This is a genomic window from Tenacibaculum sp. nBUS_03, from assembly GCF_051201695.1.
Classification (GTDB): Bacteria; Bacteroidota; Bacteroidia; order Flavobacteriales; family Flavobacteriaceae; genus Polaribacter.
Genome location: NZ_CP179214.1, coordinates 442,844 through 458,994, shown reverse-complemented (window position 1 = coordinate 458,994; position 16,151 = coordinate 442,844). Strand labels below are relative to the sequence as shown.

General features: G+C 28.0%; 17 protein-coding genes. 4 read left to right on the top strand and 13 right to left on the bottom strand.

Annotated features, from left to right (window positions below; all coding sequences use genetic code 11):
• Window positions 1-35 precede the first annotated feature (35 nt).
• Entirely contained in the window at window positions 36-380 is a 345-nt protein-coding gene (locus tag ACMFBB_RS02095) for a hypothetical protein (protein ID WP_435262816.1), read from the bottom strand.
• A gap of 333 nt (window positions 381-713) precedes the next feature.
• Here ACMFBB_RS02095 and priA point away from each other — a divergent pair, with 333 nt between their 5' ends.
• Together priA and ACMFBB_RS02085 are read left to right on the top strand one after the other, a co-directional pair.
• Window positions 714-3,137 (top strand): replication restart helicase PriA, encoded by a 2,424-nt coding sequence (gene priA, locus ACMFBB_RS02090; protein ID WP_435264261.1) that lies wholly within the window; start codon window positions 714-716, stop codon window positions 3,135-3,137.
• Between the two features lie 264 nt (window positions 3,138-3,401).
• Window positions 3,402-3,557 (top strand): hypothetical protein, encoded by a 156-nt coding sequence (locus ACMFBB_RS02085; RefSeq protein WP_435262815.1) that lies wholly within the window; start codon window positions 3,402-3,404, stop codon window positions 3,555-3,557.
• Between the two features lie 84 nt (window positions 3,558-3,641).
• On the opposite strand, the gene ACMFBB_RS02080 is transcribed toward ACMFBB_RS02085, so the two are convergent.
• The 8 genes from ACMFBB_RS02080 to ACMFBB_RS02045 form a co-directional block, all read right to left on the bottom strand.
• The gene (locus ACMFBB_RS02080) at window positions 3,642-4,205 is read right to left on the bottom strand and encodes a type 1 periplasmic binding fold superfamily protein (RefSeq protein WP_435262814.1); all 564 of its coding nucleotides are present in this window, start codon (window positions 4,203-4,205) and stop codon (window positions 3,642-3,644) included.
• Between the two features lie 15 nt (window positions 4,206-4,220).
• Complete coding sequence (locus ACMFBB_RS02075; RefSeq protein ID WP_435262813.1) at window positions 4,221-5,015, bottom strand: TonB-dependent receptor domain-containing protein; 795 nt, start codon at window positions 5,013-5,015, stop codon at window positions 4,221-4,223.
• Between the two features lie 19 nt (window positions 5,016-5,034).
• Window positions 5,035-6,627, bottom strand: coding sequence for a TonB-dependent receptor plug domain-containing protein (locus tag ACMFBB_RS02070; protein WP_435262812.1), 1,593 nt, complete (start codon window positions 6,625-6,627; stop codon window positions 5,035-5,037).
• A 36-nt stretch (window positions 6,628-6,663) separates the two neighbouring features.
• Window positions 6,664-6,978, bottom strand: coding sequence for a hypothetical protein (locus ACMFBB_RS02065; RefSeq protein ID WP_435262811.1), 315 nt, complete (start codon window positions 6,976-6,978; stop codon window positions 6,664-6,666).
• A 60-nt stretch (window positions 6,979-7,038) separates the two neighbouring features.
• Window positions 7,039-7,818 carry a TerC family protein gene (locus ACMFBB_RS02060; RefSeq protein WP_435262810.1) on the bottom strand — a complete coding sequence of 260 codons (780 nt, stop codon included), beginning with the start codon at window positions 7,816-7,818 and terminating at the stop codon, window positions 7,039-7,041.
• 4 nt (window positions 7,819-7,822) lie between these two features.
• A complete protein-coding gene (locus ACMFBB_RS02055; RefSeq protein ID WP_435262809.1) occupies window positions 7,823-8,242 on the bottom strand; it encodes a hypothetical protein in 420 nt (139 codons plus the stop codon).
• Between the two features lie 9 nt (window positions 8,243-8,251).
• Window positions 8,252-9,595 (bottom strand): adenylosuccinate lyase, encoded by a 1,344-nt coding sequence (gene purB, locus ACMFBB_RS02050; RefSeq protein ID WP_435262808.1) that lies wholly within the window; start codon window positions 9,593-9,595, stop codon window positions 8,252-8,254.
• 188 nt (window positions 9,596-9,783) lie between these two features.
• Window positions 9,784-10,380 carry a Crp/Fnr family transcriptional regulator gene (locus ACMFBB_RS02045; RefSeq protein WP_435262807.1) on the bottom strand — a complete coding sequence of 199 codons (597 nt, stop codon included), beginning with the start codon at window positions 10,378-10,380 and terminating at the stop codon, window positions 9,784-9,786.
• A 67-nt stretch (window positions 10,381-10,447) separates the two neighbouring features.
• Between ACMFBB_RS02045 and ACMFBB_RS02040 the strand changes: the two genes are divergently transcribed.
• On the top strand, window positions 10,448-10,849 hold the full coding sequence (locus ACMFBB_RS02040; protein ID WP_435262806.1) for a group III truncated hemoglobin: 402 nt from the start codon (window positions 10,448-10,450) through the stop codon (window positions 10,847-10,849).
• Here ACMFBB_RS02040 and ACMFBB_RS02035 read toward each other — a convergent pair.
• Window positions 10,836-11,180, bottom strand: a complete 345-nt coding sequence (locus ACMFBB_RS02035; RefSeq protein ID WP_435262805.1) for a hypothetical protein — start codon at window positions 11,178-11,180, stop codon at window positions 10,836-10,838. The genes ACMFBB_RS02040 and ACMFBB_RS02035 overlap by 14 nt on opposite strands.
• Window positions 11,181-11,323: 143 nt before the next feature.
• On the opposite strand from ACMFBB_RS02035, the gene ACMFBB_RS02030 reads away from it, so the two are divergent.
• The gene (locus tag ACMFBB_RS02030; protein WP_435262804.1) at window positions 11,324-13,342 is read left to right on the top strand and encodes a VWA domain-containing protein; all 2,019 of its coding nucleotides are present in this window, start codon (window positions 11,324-11,326) and stop codon (window positions 13,340-13,342) included.
• Between the two features lie 88 nt (window positions 13,343-13,430).
• On the opposite strand, the gene ACMFBB_RS02025 is transcribed toward ACMFBB_RS02030, so the two are convergent.
• Genes ACMFBB_RS02025 through ACMFBB_RS02015 form a run of 3 tightly spaced genes read right to left on the bottom strand, consistent with a single transcriptional unit; the run spans window position 13,431 to window position 16,149 of the window.
• A complete protein-coding gene (locus tag ACMFBB_RS02025; RefSeq protein WP_435262803.1) occupies window positions 13,431-13,769 on the bottom strand; it encodes a hypothetical protein in 339 nt (112 codons plus the stop codon).
• Between the two features lie 38 nt (window positions 13,770-13,807).
• Complete coding sequence (locus ACMFBB_RS02020; protein WP_435262802.1) at window positions 13,808-15,142, bottom strand: DUF58 domain-containing protein; 1,335 nt, start codon at window positions 15,140-15,142, stop codon at window positions 13,808-13,810.
• A 2-nt stretch (window positions 15,143-15,144) separates the two neighbouring features.
• A complete protein-coding gene (locus tag ACMFBB_RS02015; RefSeq protein WP_435262801.1) occupies window positions 15,145-16,149 on the bottom strand; it encodes an AAA family ATPase in 1,005 nt (334 codons plus the stop codon).
• Window positions 16,150-16,151: the final 2 nt, after the last annotated feature.

Here is a 16,151-nt window from a genome sequence, read left to right as displayed (position 1 = left end):
TCATCTGAGACTATACCAGATGATTTTTTTAATACTTAAGCTTTATTAACTTTTATGGGTAACGTATAAATTTCTCTTTGCCTTATTTTAGAAGAGCTAATTTTTTTATTATTTAATTTTTCTTTTATAAATAAACTTAATTCTTCATTTTTTGAAGTAACATCTACAACAATAATTTCGTTTTTAGTATTCAAAGTAAATGATACATCTACTTTTAAGGTTTCATAGGTGTTGAATGGTACTTTGTTTCCAATTAAAGCAATAATTTGATTTGTTAATGAGTTGTCTTTACCTAAGTCATTTTTTGAGTTAGCAAAAGTTGATAAAGAAAGGAAAAGGCTAATGCCCAAAACAATTAAATTTTTTACTATTGTTTTCATGATATATTTATATTTATTGTGTTTACAGTTACTTATAAGACATCACAAAATCAATAATGTTTCAGTAAAAAATGATTTTAATATAAAGTTAACAGGTTTTAACTGAAATTAGGAAATTAATGAATTAGGAAGCCCATTTAAAATATCTAAAACAGCTTTAATTTTCTAGTATCAATACTAAAATAGTTTTATGATTTATTGATATAAATTCTTAACCATATTTTTATTAACTAAGATTCACAACTACTTAAAAAATCTATTTTCAATGTAGTGAAATTTATGTAGTTTTGAGGTAACATTAAAAAGAGCTTTCCTATTTATTTTATAGACGTCATATTACCCATACCTTTAAAAAAAACTTTTACTTATTCTGTAACTGAGGCTGAGGCAAATTTTTTACAAAAAGGAATGCGCGTAGCAGTTTCCTTTGGAAAATCAAAAATATATACTGCCATTGTATTTAAAATACATCAAATAGCTCCTGTTTTATACGAAGCTAAAGATATCCATCAAATATTAGATGAATATCCTATTGTTAATGAACATCAGTTAAATCATTGGCAATGGATTTCTTCTTATTATTTATGTTCGTTAGGTGATGTATATAGAGCTGCTTTGCCTTCTGCTTTTTTATTGGAAAGTGAGACTATAATCTATAAAAAAGATTCTTTTACAGATGATGTAACTTTAGGGGATGACTCATTCTTAATTTTTGAAGCTTTACAACACCATTCTCAGTTAACGGTTCATCAAGTAAGTGATATTTTAGGTAAAAAAACAGTCATACCAATAATTAATGAGTTACTAGAAAAAAATGCTATTTGTATAAAAGAGGAAATTTATGAAACTTATAAACCTAAATTGGTAAAATATGTTCGTTTATTACCTAATTATGCATCGAATGAAGGTCTTCAAAACTTATTACAAGAGCTTTCAAGAGCTAAAAAACAACGGGAAGCAGTTTTAAATTATTTTCAATTATCAAGTTCTAAGAAGCCCGTAAAAGCTAAAGAATTAGAAGAAAAATCAAAAGTTTCTTCCTCCATATTAAAAGCTTTAGTAGATAAAGGTATTTTTGAATTTTATCATATTAAAACAGATAGGATAAGTTTTGATGGGACAACAAATAAAATCAAAGATTTAAATGAATTTCAAGAACAGGCCTATAAAGAGATTAAAGATTCTTTTGAAAAACATGAAGTTACTTTATTACATGGTGTTACCGGTTCAGGTAAAACAGAAATATATGTAAAACTTATAAAGGAAGTTTTAGCTTCAGGAAAACAAGTATTATTCCTATTACCTGAAATTGCTTTAACAACTCAAATAATTGTTAGGTTACAAAATTATTTTGGTGCTCAAATTTCAGTGTTTCATTCTAAGTACTCTATGAATGAACGTGTTGAAGTTTGGAATAATGTTTTAAATAATAAATCAAAAGCACAAATTGTTTTAGGAGCTAGGTCTTCAATTTTTTTACCTTTTTCAAATTTAGGATTGATTGTTGTTGATGAAGAGCATGAAAGTTCATATAAACAATTTGACCCATCACCTAGGTACAATGCAAGGGATGCAGCAATAGTTTTAGCATATCAGCATAAAGCTAAAATAATATTAGGTTCAGCAACTCCATCTATTGAAAGTTATTTTAATTCAACTCAAAATAAATATGGGTTTGTAGCTTTGCAGAGACGTTATGCAAACATTCAATTACCCAAAATAGAATTAATTGATATTAAAGAAAAGTTTAAGAAGAAAGTAATGAAAGGAAATTTCTCTGATCGTTTATTAGAAATGATAGAGGAAGCATTAAATGAAAAAGAACAGGTAATTTTATTTCAAAATAGAAGAGGTTTTTCTCCTGTTGTAGAGTGTACTACTTGTGGAAACTCACCTCAATGCCCTAATTGTGATGTTAGTTTAACATATCATAAATATAGAAAAGAATTAAAGTGCCATTACTGCCACTATCAACGATCTATGCCAAATAATTGTGGAGCTTGCGGAAGTACAACTCTTGACACCAAAGGTTTTGGTACCGAACAGATAGAGTTAGAGCTGAAAGATTTATTTCCAAATCATACAATTGGTAGAATGGATTTAGATACTACTCGTGGGAAATATGGCTATCAAAAAATTATAGGAGCATTTGAAGCTCAAGATATAGATATATTGGTAGGAACTCAAATGCTTTCTAAGGGATTAGATTTTGAAAATGTATCACTAGTTGGAATTTTAAATGCAGACTCAATGTTGAATTTTCCTGACTTTAGAGCTCATGAACGAGCTTTTCAATTGATGGTTCAAGTATCGGGTAGGGCAGGACGTTCAAAAAAGCAAGGAAACGTAGCAATTCAAACATACAATCCATATCATCAAATCTTGCAACAAGTTTCAACCACAAATTATGTTGAAATGTATAAAGAACAATTACAAGATCGTTGGCAGTATAATTACCCTCCTTATTATAGATTAATTAAAATTACCTTAAAACATAAAGATTATACTAAAGTAGACACTGGTATACATTGGTTAGCTAGAGCTTTACAAAATGTTTTTAAAGAAAATGTTTTAGGACCTACAGAACCATCTGTATCTCGTATTCGAAATCAATATATAAAAAATTTAGTTATTAAAATTCCACCAAAACAATCATTAGGTAAAACTAAAGAACAATTACAAAAAATTAAAAATACATTTGAAGCAGTAAAAGACTTTAGACCAATTCGATTTATAATAGATGTTGATGCATATTAATTTTTTATAAATTTTATATATTTTTTTGCTATTTCTAAAAAATGTAGTATATTGCAAGTGTCTTTGGAGACGTCCTTAGACTTTCTTTTTCATAGCAATTTTCCCACTCAATTTATTGAGTGGGTTTTTTTATTTTACAATTTATTTACTGTTTATCTATAGATATTGCTTCTTGAAAGATAGTTGTTTAGGTTTGAACTGACTATCTATTACTACTTCATAATAACTTATTAATTTGCATTGTAAACCGTTAAATTTTAAGTCATGAAAACAGAAACCGTTAGAATAAAATTAGTTAATAAGGAGGGGAATCAAACAACTGATAAATTTGCTTTTATAGATATACCTGTTACCACTTATGAAATATTATTTAACCAAATATTTATAGTTGAAGATTTTGGATGTATATTTTTAAATTAGATGGTAACTAGCATAAAAAAACGAGCCCTATTTTGAATAGAGCCCGTACATTTTTAAAATAGTGGCTTAATTTCTAAGCTTTCTTTATTGAACAGTTATAGGAAAAACTACTTCAATATCAGTTTCTCCACCTGCGTTAGTTATATCACCATCTTTTACTCCAGCAGCTGTTTTATTTGGCTCATGTCTTAAAATTACTGTGTAATTCCCTGTTCCAGCAGCTCCTGTTGCAACTGTAAATTTTAAACCTACAGGATTTCCACTACTATCATTTGTACCTGCATAAGTAAATGTACTATTTACTCCTCCTGTTGTACTGTAAAAAAATTGGTGTTCATCAGCTTCTTCTTCAATCTCTTCAGTAATATTTTCTGCAGGACTTTCAGTTTCATTTAATAATGTAATATCTGCATTATATGTTGTGTTGGCAGCAAGAGTTCCACCAGTAATTTCAGGAGCATTTGGTCCATCGCCATCTAAATCTCTACTTTGAATAGTTACAGCATTACCTCCAGAACTTGGAGTAAGTACTATTGTCATTGTTGTTATAACCTCTTCTTCATTAACTGGTTTTATTTCATCATCAGAACAAGATGTGATTGTAAACGCAGAGATAAATAATACAGCTAATAATTTAATGTGTTTCATAATGTTGTTGTTTTCTTAATAATTAATTTTTAATTGAATTTTAAAATTCCTCCCTAAGTCATCAGCAAAATATCGTAATCTATTTAAATAGTTTCTATATGATTTATTAAGTATGTTATCTATTGAAAAGTTTACATTTACTTTTGTTTTAGACATTTTAAACTCAAAACCTGATGAAAAGTTTAAAAGGTGATATGCTGAAGGAGGTGTGCTAACATCAACTATTTCATAACGATTTAATGGAGCTATAAAAGCTTCAAAATTATTGTTAGGATATTCGTTTTGTCTAGCATTAAACTCACTTTCAAGAGAAGCAAAAAAGTTTTTCCATTTTTCTTTCTTAAAAAGTAAGGTAGTTGTGGTTTTAAAAGGAGGAATATCAATCAAAGGTCTTTTGTTTGTTATATCACGTCCTTTTAAAAAAGATAATTTACTTGTTAGTAAAAAATCTTCATTAACCTCATATTGTAAATTTGTATCAACACCAAATAGATGAGCTTTAGTTTGTTTGTATGACCAAACAGGAAAGGCACCTCTTAGTGTAGTTTCAATGCCCGAAGGCTCTATATAAATAAAATCTGAAATAAAATTATAAAACCCTTCAAATGTAATATTGAATTTATCATTATTAAACATGTAAGAAGTTGATATTCTATTTGATGTCTCTGATTTTAAACGTAAATCTCCTAACTCAATTCTAGCAGCTGAATGGTGTAATCCATCACTAAATAGCTCTGATGCATTTGGAGCCCTATTTGAAAGTCCATAATTTACTAAAAATGAATTTTCTTCATCAATTGAATAGTTCAAGCCAAGTGAAGCTGAAATATTATGATACGTAAATACAGGGTTTGTTAATAGTTGAGTATCCTTTTACATCATTATCAATAATAATGTTGCTAAAATCGTTTTGATAGTTTAAAGATTCCCATCTTGACTTTTGATAAAATTTTTGAGCATTAATGTGCTCTAAATCGTATCGAACTCCACCCGTTATAATCGCTTTGTCTGACTTGTAACTGCTAATAGCATACACACCTAAATTGTATTTGTCATAATCAGGAATAAGCCTTCTTACCTTTGTTATTGGATCAGGGAAATTATTTTGAAATCCTCCACTAACACCAAACTTGTGAGTATAACCAGCAGAAGCATCGAGATTTAAATCAGCTCTAACTGTATGTGTTTTTAATGTTAAATCAACAGCTTGTAACTCCTTTTTATCACCTCTTCTTTTATCAAATTCAAGTCTGTTATTTACTTGATAATCATATTGAAGAGATAGTTTACCAAAGCCTTTGTAACGCTTATAGACTTTAGCTTTTAATAATTGATGAGTTACTTCTTGTTTTGGATTATTAATAGCATAACTAAAGTCTTTAATAATTAAAGGACTGTCACTATTTATAGCATTTACTAAATCAGTTACTCCTCCATTATGAGAAGCACTTAAGATTGCAATCTTATTTGATAAATGACTATAAAATAATTCAAACCCTTTTTCAAACCTCTTATATCCAGTGCCAATTGTAAAAGCTTTTGAATTTATACCTGTATTTGTTAGGTTGTAATTTGAAGCTTCAAAGTCACCAGCTCTTTTGTAAGAAGCTTGCCCGTTAATATACCATCCAGAAGAATAGTTTTTATGTAGACTACTAGTTACAGAAAATAACCTACCATTGCTCTGTTGCGAAAGTATGCTTTTGCCATATAACGTGTCTTTTCTACTACTTGTTACAGGATTAATAATAACAACTCCACCAATAGCATCTCCACCATATTGAAGAGCGTTAGCTCCTTTTATTACAGAAATTGATTGAGCCGCATTCACATCAATATTTGGAGCATGTTCAATACCCCATTCTTGATCTTGAAGCCTTACATTATTAAAAGAAATTAATATACGACTACTATGTAAACCATTAATAATTGGTTTAACAATTGTGTTTCCAGTATTCATTGAAGAAACTCCTGAAACATTTTTTATAGCGTCTCCTAAGCTAGTATCACTAAATTTTTCAAGAGTTTTAGCTTTAATTAAAGTTTCTTGAGCGGTTTTAGTTTTTAAGCTTACGTTTCCCTTTACATTAACTTCGTTTAACTCTTCTACATGATGTTCTAAATCAATAACCTTATATATATCTTTAGATATATCTAGTTCCAAAATTTGAGGTTCACACGCTACATGAGAAGTTTGAATAATTATTTTACCTGAACAAACATTTTTAATAGTAAATTTTCCTTCAATATCAGTAGTTGCATATTTGTTTTGATTTTTAATAAAAACAGTAGCTCCAACAATAGGTGATTTATCATGGAAATCTTCTACTAAACCAGAAAATGTATGTCTACAATTTTGACTATTTGCTAATGCAGAGCATAATAAAAGCAAAGTAATCAAAAGAATACTTTTTGATTTCATTTAAGATTTTATTTGTAATTTATATAGAATACTAAATTAAATTACAAAAGGAGGGACCCTAGGAGTTTTTTTATTGGTATTATAGAGTAGTACAGTTAACGGTTGATTAAACTGAGGATTATAGATGTTCGTTTTAATTACATTATAGTCATTAGAGTGTTCAAAAGTAGTAACTCCAACTTGAAAATGTAATATAGAACAGTCTATTTCTTGTTCATGGAAGTGATGCTCATCAACTGATGAACAAACAATGTGTTCATGATTTTCAAAAGCATGAACACATTGTATTACTGAGGGTAGTAGTAATACTAGTAAACCAAAAAATGTGATATGTTTTTTAAATCTTAACACTCAGGCAAATGTAGTAAAAATAAAAAAAACTGATATTTTAATACCAGTTTTTTTAAATAGTTATTTCGTGTTTTTTTTACGTCTCATTCTCATATTAAGCATTTCAACAACTAAAGAGAATGTAATTGCAAAATACAAATATCCTTTTGGTACTATTCCCATTTCTTGTCCAAACAGTTTAGCATGAGATAAATGAGCAGCTTCAGCAATTAACATAAAACCTATAAGTATTAAAAAAGATAAACCTAACATTTGAATTGTAGGGTGCTTATTTACAAATTTACCCACAGGATTAGCAAATAACATCATAATAACCATAGATAAAATAACAGAAACTATCATAATTATCATTGCTCCTTCAACACCATTTGTCATACCAACTGCTGTTAAAATAGAATCAAATGAGAAAACTATGTTAATTAAAGTAATTTGAACTATTGCTTGACTTATTGTGTATTTCTTTTTAGGTTTTTGATTTATGTCATGTTCATCAAGACCTTCTACTTTATGATGAATTTCTTTAGTACTTTTATATAACAAGAACAATCCACCTGCAAATAAAATTAAACTCTGACCAGTAACTCCAGCTTTAAACCATGAAATATCAACATTAAAAAGAGGTGAATTCATTGCTATTAGTAATGAAATTCCAAATAAGAGCACTATACGTAAAACCATAGCTAAAAAAAGACCAATATTAGTTGCTTTTTTTTGTTCGTTTTCTGGAAGCTTATTAGCGGCAATTGATATAAAAATTATATTATCAATACCAAGCACAATTTCTAAAAAAGTTAACGTAATTAATGCTCCCCAAGTATCTGCTTGTAAAAATATTTCCATAGTTTTATTTTACTTTGTAAACGGTTCCTTTTTGTTTAAATTTTGAGTACCCAACTCTGGCTGTAAATTCATAAAGACTATCTGTAACTTTGGTTATTTGCACAAATATAGGATCTTTGTCTAAATCTGTTTTAGGACTTTTCATTCGCAAGGTATATGCAAAATTATTTTTCCATTTAATATACAACGTATCAATATGTTTTTCTTCTTTTTGAGTAACTAAACTATCAGTTGAAATACTTATTATTTTAGTATACTGCTCAATTTGCAAGCTATCTTTTCTAGTAATGATAGTTTTGCTGTATGATTCACCCGCAGGGATTTCAAAAACACCTTGTTTAAAACGTGTAGGGTCTCCTTTTTTTTCCGTTGAACACGATAAAAAAAAGAAGAGTGTAGCAAATAGTGATAAAATTGTTTTCATTTATTGAAATTATATTCCAGTATAATTTGATGGAGTAATTACTTTTAATTCTTCTTTTATTTCAGATGAAACTTCTAAAGTATCAATGAAATTAGCAATTGATTTTTGTGTTATTTTTTCATTAGTACGCGTTAACCCTTTTAAAGCTTCATAAGGATTAGGGTATGCTTCTCTTCGTAAAATAGTTTGAATAGCTTCCGCAACGACTGCCCAATTGTTTTCTAAATCTTCAGCAAATTTGTCAGCATTTAAAAGCAACTTGTTTAGTCCTTTTAAAGTAGAAGCAAAAGCTATTAGAGTATGTCCAAATGGAACTCCTACATTACGTAAAACTGTACTATCAGTTAAATCACGTTGTAAACGAGATACTGGTAATTTTGCTGCTAAATGTTCAAAAATAGCATTAGCTATTCCTAAATTACCTTCAGAGTTTTCAAAATCAATAGGGTTTACTTTATGTGGCATCGCTGAAGACCCAACTTCGCCTTTTTTAATTTTTTGTTTGAAATAATCATTAGAAACATAGGTCCAAACATCACGGTCTAAATCAATCAAAATTGTATTTACACGCTTTAAACCATCGTATAAAGCAGCCATATGATCATAATGTTCTATTTGCGTTGTAGGAAAAGAATGGTGTAAGCCAAGAACATCTTCTACAAAATTAGTTCCGAAGTTTTTCCAATCAATATTAGGATAAGCTACTTTATGGGCATTAAAATTACCAGTTGCCCCCCCGAATTTAGCTGCATGAGGAGTGTGCTGAATATGGATTACTTGATTATTAATACGTTCTACAAAAACAAAAAACTCTTTTCCTAAACGGGTAGGAGAAGCTGGTTGACCATGAGTACGAGCTAACATTGGAACATTTTCCCACTCTTCAGACAAATCAGCTAATTTGCATACCAAAGTATCTAATGTAGGATAATAAACTTCTTCCATAGCATCTTTTATAGACAATGGTATGGCAGTGTTATTGATATCTTGAGAGGTTAATCCAAAATGGATAAACTCTTTGAATTTTTGAAGATCTAAGTTGTCAAATTTTTCCTTAATAAAATATTCAACAGCTTTTACATCATGATTCGTAACACTTTCAATATCTTTTATCTTTTGAGCATCTTTACTTGAAAAATTAGTGTAAATTTCACGTAAATCAGTATATAAATCTTTATTAAAGTCTACTAATTGCGGTAAAGGAATCTCGCATAAAGCAATAAAATACTCAATTTCTACTTTAACCCTGTATTTTATTAAAGCTTCTTCTGAAAAATAATTTGCTAAATCTGCTACTTTGTTACGATATCTTCCATCAATAGGAGATATAGCATTTAATTGTGTTAAGTTCATTTTTATTTGTTGTGTTGAAGCAACAAAAGTAAAAATTCTAAAATAGGTATAATAAAAAAAGGGTATCTAATTTGTACACTTTTATCAAGTTTTTGTAAATTATAGTTCAATAATAACTTTGTTTTCTATTATTTTAAATATTTACTAAATACAAAATTTGATTTAACTTTATTTATTAGATTAATACTTTATCGATATACTTTTCTGTTGATGATTTTTAAATCTCCTTTTTTTTCTAATTGCTTTATAGCTCTTATTGTTGTTTCAACTCTAAGTCCTAAAATATCTGCTATTTGTTGTCGTGTATGAGGAATTTTAAATGTGAATTCACCATCTAATTTATAAACATCATTTTTTAGATAATCAAAAAAACGAAGTACTCTGTGTCCTGGTTCTTGACTTGAAATTTCAGAAGCTATAATGGCTTTATAATATAGTCGTTGTGCCAAACTTTGAGTTATTTTTAAATGAATTTCAGGATGCTGTTTTAGTAAAAGTAATAGTTTACTTTTCGGAAGTACAATAATGCTAGATTCAGATAAAGTTATTGCATTTGCAGGATATTTTACATCAATGAACAAAGGTGGTTCACCAAAACTTTGATTTTTGTAGAAAATACCTTGAATGAATTCTTTTCCTTCATCATTAAAGTTATTCATTTTTACTGCACCAATAACTACTTGATAATAATTACGAGCAATATCATTTTCAGAAAAAATTATATTATTTTTTTCAAAATGTTTAATTTGAGCTCCAAAATTTAGTAATGTTTCTTGTAATATCATTATGATTTAAGTCATAAATTGCAAAAGTATAAAGATATACTTTTGATTGAGATTAATTTAATTTTAAATGAGTAAGAGAGAAATAACAACAAGGGCTGATGTTTTTTTATTAGTATCAACATTTTATGGTAAGATAAAAAAAGATGATTTTATTGGACCCATTTTTTTAAAAACAATACCAGAAGAAATTTGGGAAAGTCATATTGAAAAACTTACCGACTTTTGGGAGACTAACTTGTTTTTTGTGAGAAAGTTTAAAGGAAATCCAATGAAAGTTCATAAAGATGTTGATAAAGATTTTAATTATGGTATTTCTCAAGAACATTTTGGGAGATGGCTTCAGCTGTGGTTTTCTACGATAGATGATTTGTTTGAAGGTCGTAAAGCAAATGAAGCTAAAGAAAGAGCACGAAACATAGCTTCTATGCTCTTTTTTAAAATGTTTGAAGTAAAGCCTAAGCCAAATTAATAAGTTGGTAAGCTATTAAAAGAATGTTTCCTAAAATATTTATTATAAATGCCCATACTATTGTTTTAAATGATCTTTGACTAATAACAATGGCATTTGCTCCCATTGCTGATATACAAGTGAAGATTAAAGGGAATAAAGCTATTTCTTTATGTACAGCTAATGCGGCAGATATTGAGGCAATCATAGTACCTACCATTATCAAAATAATAGAAATTCCCATTGCATTTTTTTCTTCAGCAGCTATCCAATTATTTAATTTAGTGTTTCTATAAAAATTTATTTCTTTTTTGTGTATTTTTTTTTGAGTAATTGCGCTTGTAGTGTTCATAATATGAGTTGTTTAAAGCAAAATTAATCAGTAGTTTGTTATTAAATTATGACCTTAATCATAAAGGGTAAATTAAATTAAGAGCGAATATACAGTTAGTATTTTAGTAGATATTTTTATATTCACATTTTAAAAATAATTTTGTGCAATCAACAAGTCTAATTTATATAGTAATAGCTGTTTTATGCAGTTTAATAGTTGCTTTTTTTCAATATTTTTATAAAGAGAAGAAACAACCAAAAATTATTATAGTATTATTTATATTAAAAGCTTTAAGCTTGTTTTTCATTGGGTTATTATTAATTAACCCTAAAATTGATATTGTTTCTACAGAAAATATTAAACCACAATTATCATTATTAGTAGATAATTCTTTGTCAACTAAGTTTTTTAAAGAAGAAGAAAGAGTAGAAGATATCTTTAAAGCAATTAGCACTAATAAGGAGTTAAATAAAAAATATTCGATATCTAATTTTTCTTTTGGTACTACTATTAAGGTATTGGACAGCTTATCCTTTTCTGAAACGAGTACAAATATATCAGAGGCTTTAAATTCAGTTGATGAATTAGTAAAGAATAATAAAAAAGCTACAATTATTATCACTGATGGTAATCAAACCTCCGGAAATGATTATGAGTTTTTAATTTCGAAAAATAAAATATTCCCTATAGTTGTTGGTGATACAGCTCAATATCAAGATGTTAAAATAACACAGCTTAACGTAAATAAATATAGTTATATAAAAAACAAGTTTCCTGTCGAGATTTTTTTATTGTATGAGGGTAAAGAACCAGTTACTTCTGTTTTTACATTATCTCATAAAGGAAAAAAAATATATTCAGAGAAGGTTTATTTTTCTGCTGAAAAACCTTCAAAAGTAATTACGGTTAATTTAACATCGAAAGAAAAGGGACTTCAATATTACCAAGCATCTATATCAAAACTTAAAAAAGAAAAAAATACTAGAAATAATTATAAGAATTTTTCTGTAGAAGTTTTAGATGAGCAAACCAAAGTATTATTATTAAGTTCAATATTACACCCAGATCTAGGTGCGATTAAAAAAGCGATTGAAAGTAATAAGCAACGAAAAGTAACTATAGAAATAATAGGGAATAAGAAGCTAAATTTGAAAGAGTATCAGTTTTATGTTTTTTACCAACCAAATTTTTATTTTAGAAGAGTATTTGAAGAAGTTTCTTCGAATTTTTTATTGGTAACAGGAACTAAAACAGATTGGAATTTAGTAAATTCATTAAATTTAGGTGTAAAAAAGAATGCAATTAATCAGTATGAGAATTACGGCGCAATTTACAATGATAGTTTTTTAACCTTTATGCAAGAGGATATTGGTTTTGATGAGTTTCCTCCTTTGCGAGATAAATTTGGAAGATTAAGATTGTCTAGCGAAGCACAAATTTTATTATACCAAAATTTAAATGGTATAAATTTAGGAGAGCCCTTAATAACATCTATTGAAAATAATGATACTAAGTATGCTTTTATATTAGGTGAAGGTATTTGGAAATGGAGGTCAGCTGCTTATTTAAAAAATAAAACATTTGAAAGTTTTGATACTTTTATAAGTAATATAGCGCAGTATTTAGCTTCAAATAAAAAAAGAAAGCGATTAGAGGTAACCTCTAAAAATATATACCCCGCTAATGCTACAATACAAATTTCTGCTTTTTATGTAGATAGTAATTATAAATTTGATAACAGGGCATCTTTACAATTAAAAGTAACAAATTCAAAAACAAAAGAGGTTAAGATATTGCCTTTTTCGTTAACTAATACCTCGTACCAAGTATCTGTGGAAGGTTTATTAGCGGGAGATTATACTTATCAAGTATCTGTTGAAAATCAAGGTTTTAAAAAATATGGAAGATTTAAAATAACCACATACCAAATTGAACAGCAGTTTACAAATGCTGATAGCAATAAATTACAAAAATTAGCAAAGAACTCTGGAGGGAAATTGATTTATCCAAATCAGTTAGAATCATTGATTTCAAGTTTACTTTCTGATAAAAATTATTTTACAACTCAGAAATCAGTCATAACTCAGAAAAGTTTAATTGATTGGAAGTGGATTTTGATTTTGATAGCATCATTACTTTCTATTGAATGGTTTTTAAGAAAGTACCACGGTAAGATTTAATAGTTATGTAAAATATAAAAAGCCTCAGTAATTATATATAACTGAGGCTTTGTTATGTTAAAAAGTGAATCGTTTTAGTTAATAAAAACTACTCTTCACCAATCATAGAAATATCTGTTCCAGTTTTTTCAAAGTCTATTGGTAAACCTCCGATTTTACTCAAAACAAAATTAAGTAACATCGTACCAATTAACCCAAAAATGAACCCTAAAATAAAGTAAAGGATAGGAATAAAGATTAAAGCGAGTAATCCACCTCCCATAATTGTAGCAAAAGCTCCCATATCTCCAGTTCCAGCACCTATTAAGCTACTAAACAAAGTTCCTATTCCAATTGCTATAAATCCCATTAAAGCCATTAGTATCCCTGTAATGGTAGCATATTTTACAGGATCAATTCTTTTTAATTTTAATTTTAATTTACTCATAGTTTGATTAAGTTTTGATTTATATAAAATGTTTGAAATTAAAACAAGCCTCTTGATTTTAAATCTAAGTACTTGTTTATAGTGTTACCAGTTAAATGTTCTGGCTTAGTTAGTATAGATTGTATTCCATATTTTTTTAATTCGTTTGCAATTTGTTTTTTCTCATACATAAATTTTTCAGCAATAATTTTGTCATATACATCTTCAACTGAATTCGATTTTTTCTCAATCAATGTATTTAATTCAGTATTTTGAAAGAAAACAACCAATAATAAATGATTTTTAGCAATAGCTCGAAGATAGGGTAGTTGCCTTTTGAGTGCATCTAAAGTTTCAAAATTAGTGTATAATATAAGTAAACTTCTACTAGTTATTTTTCGTTTAATAGTAGCATATAATAAGCTATAATCAGCTTCCAAAAAATTTGTTTTTACATTGTATAAGGCTTCAGAAATTAAATTCATTTGTGAGTTTCGTTGTTCAGCTACAATAATATTTTCTAACTTTTTAGAAAAAGTAAACATCCCTGCTTTATCTTGTTTACGCAAAATAATATTACTCACAGCTAAGGTTGCATTAATTGCATAATCTAGTAAAGAAAGGTTGTTAAAATGCATTTGCATTGGCCTGCCTTTATCAATAATTGAATATACTGGTTGTGATTTTTCTTCAACGTATTGATTTACCATTAATTGATTTTTTTTAGCAGTAGCTTTCCAGTTTAAAGAACGGATATCATCTCCAGAAATATATTCTTTAATTTGTTCAAATTCTAATGAATGTCCAATTCTTCTAATCTTTTTATTACCATAGGCAGTTAAGTCATTTGATACTGCTTGTATATCAAATTCCTTTAGTTTTAAAAAAGAAGGATAACATTTTAATTTTTTCTTTTCTCCTAAAATATATTTACGAGAAGCAAGCCTAAGAGGAGAGCTTATATAAATATTAATATGTCCAAAATCATAAATACCTCTTTTTTTGGGGGTAAGTTTATAATTTATTTTTTTTTCTTTTATAGGTTTTAAAACCTGTTTAAAAGAAAAATTTCTTTTTTGAAATTGAAAAGGTAATTCTTCAATAATAATAGAATGAATATTAAATTTATAGTTGTTTTTAATTAGTATTGAAATTTTATTATCGTCGCCATTTGACAATCGTTCTGGTAAAAAACGTTCAATATGAACCCCCTTTTTTAAGCTGTATATTAATAGTATATCAATAAAAGTAACTACAAATAAAGTGAACAAAAGAATTTGACCAAAAGAGAAAAGAAAAGGAATAAAAAAACCAGCCACAAATACCACCACTATGATAGTCATTCCATAAAAAAGGGTATCATTTAAAAACAAAGAATTATAAAATTTCTTCATTATTATCGTGGAATTTCTACTGTTTCAATTATTTGCTCAATAATTTGTGTACTTGTTAAGCCTTCCATTTCTCTTTCAGGAGTAACAATAACTCTGTGTTGTAAAACTGGAATCGCAGCATTTTTAATATCTTCAGGAGTAATGAAATCTCTTCCATTAATACCAGCAAAGGCTTTTGAAGCTTTTAAAATAGCAATAGTAGCTCTTGGTGAAGCTCCTAAAAATAAAAAAGAGTTGTTTCGTGTACTTACAACAATGTTAGAGATGTATTTAAGTAAATGTTCTTCAACCTTTATTTTAGAAATTAACTTTTTATATTCCTCAATTTTTTCACCTGAAATAACAGTGTCAATTTTATCAATTTTTGTATTGTTAATTAAAGCCTGCTCTCTAGTGACAATTTCTAATTCTTCTTCAGCCGTTGGATATATTACATTTATTTTAAAAAGAAACCGATCTAATTGCGCTTCAGGTAATCTATATGTTCCTTCTTGTTCAATAGGATTTTGTGTAGCTAATACTATAAAAGGAGAGTCCATAGAATATGTAGTTCCATCAATAGTAATTTGCTGTTCTTCCATAACCTCAAATAATGCAGCTTGAGTTTTGGCGGGTGCTCTATTTATCTCATCAATTAAAATCATATTTGAAAAAATAGGTCCTTTTTTAAATTCAAATTCAGAATTTTTAACATTAAAAACTGATGTTCCCAAAATATCAGAAGGCATTAAGTCAGGTGTAAATTGGATACGGCTAAAATCAATAGCTATAGTGTGTGAGAGTAACTTAGCAGTTATTGTTTTTGCTACGCCAGGGACGCCTTCTATCAGAGCATGCCCGTCAGAAAGTATTGCAACTAGTAATAAATCAATCATTCTTTTTTGACCAACAATTACTTTATTTAATTCTGTTTTTATTTTGTAAATACTTTCTTGTAATTCAGACAAGTTAATTCTACTTTCGAATTCTAAATTTTCATTAGTATTATTTGTGGTTGTGTTTTCCATGA

Coding starts and splice junctions, on each gene's coding strand:
- ACMFBB_RS02095 (WP_435262816.1), bottom strand. CDS start 380: ATGAAAACAATAGTAAAAAATTTAATTGTTTTGGGCATTAGCCTTTTC.
- ACMFBB_RS02085 (WP_435262815.1), top strand. CDS start 3,402: ATGAAAACAGAAACCGTTAGAATAAAATTAGTTAATAAGGAGGGGAAT.
- ACMFBB_RS02080 (WP_435262814.1), bottom strand. CDS start 4,205: ATGAAACACATTAAATTATTAGCTGTATTATTTATCTCTGCGTTTACA.
- ACMFBB_RS02070 (WP_435262812.1), bottom strand. CDS start 6,627: ATGAAATCAAAAAGTATTCTTTTGATTACTTTGCTTTTATTATGCTCT.
- ACMFBB_RS02060 (WP_435262810.1), bottom strand. CDS start 7,818: ATGGAAATATTTTTACAAGCAGATACTTGGGGAGCATTAATTACGTTA.
- ACMFBB_RS02055 (WP_435262809.1), bottom strand. CDS start 8,242: ATGAAAACAATTTTATCACTATTTGCTACACTCTTCTTTTTTTTATCG.
- purB (WP_435262808.1), bottom strand. CDS start 9,595: ATGAACTTAACACAATTAAATGCTATATCTCCTATTGATGGAAGATAT.
- ACMFBB_RS02045 (WP_435262807.1), bottom strand. CDS start 10,380: ATGATATTACAAGAAACATTACTAAATTTTGGAGCTCAAATTAAACAT.
- ACMFBB_RS02040 (WP_435262806.1), top strand. CDS start 10,448: ATGAGTAAGAGAGAAATAACAACAAGGGCTGATGTTTTTTTATTAGTA.
- ACMFBB_RS02035 (WP_435262805.1), bottom strand. CDS start 11,180: ATGAACACTACAAGCGCAATTACTCAAAAAAAAATACACAAAAAAGAA.
- ACMFBB_RS02025 (WP_435262803.1), bottom strand. CDS start 13,769: ATGAGTAAATTAAAATTAAAATTAAAAAGAATTGATCCTGTAAAATAT.
- ACMFBB_RS02020 (WP_435262802.1), bottom strand. CDS start 15,142: ATGAAGAAATTTTATAATTCTTTGTTTTTAAATGATACCCTTTTTTAT.
- ACMFBB_RS02015 (WP_435262801.1), bottom strand. CDS start 16,149: ATGGAAAACACAACCACAAATAATACTAATGAAAATTTAGAATTCGAA.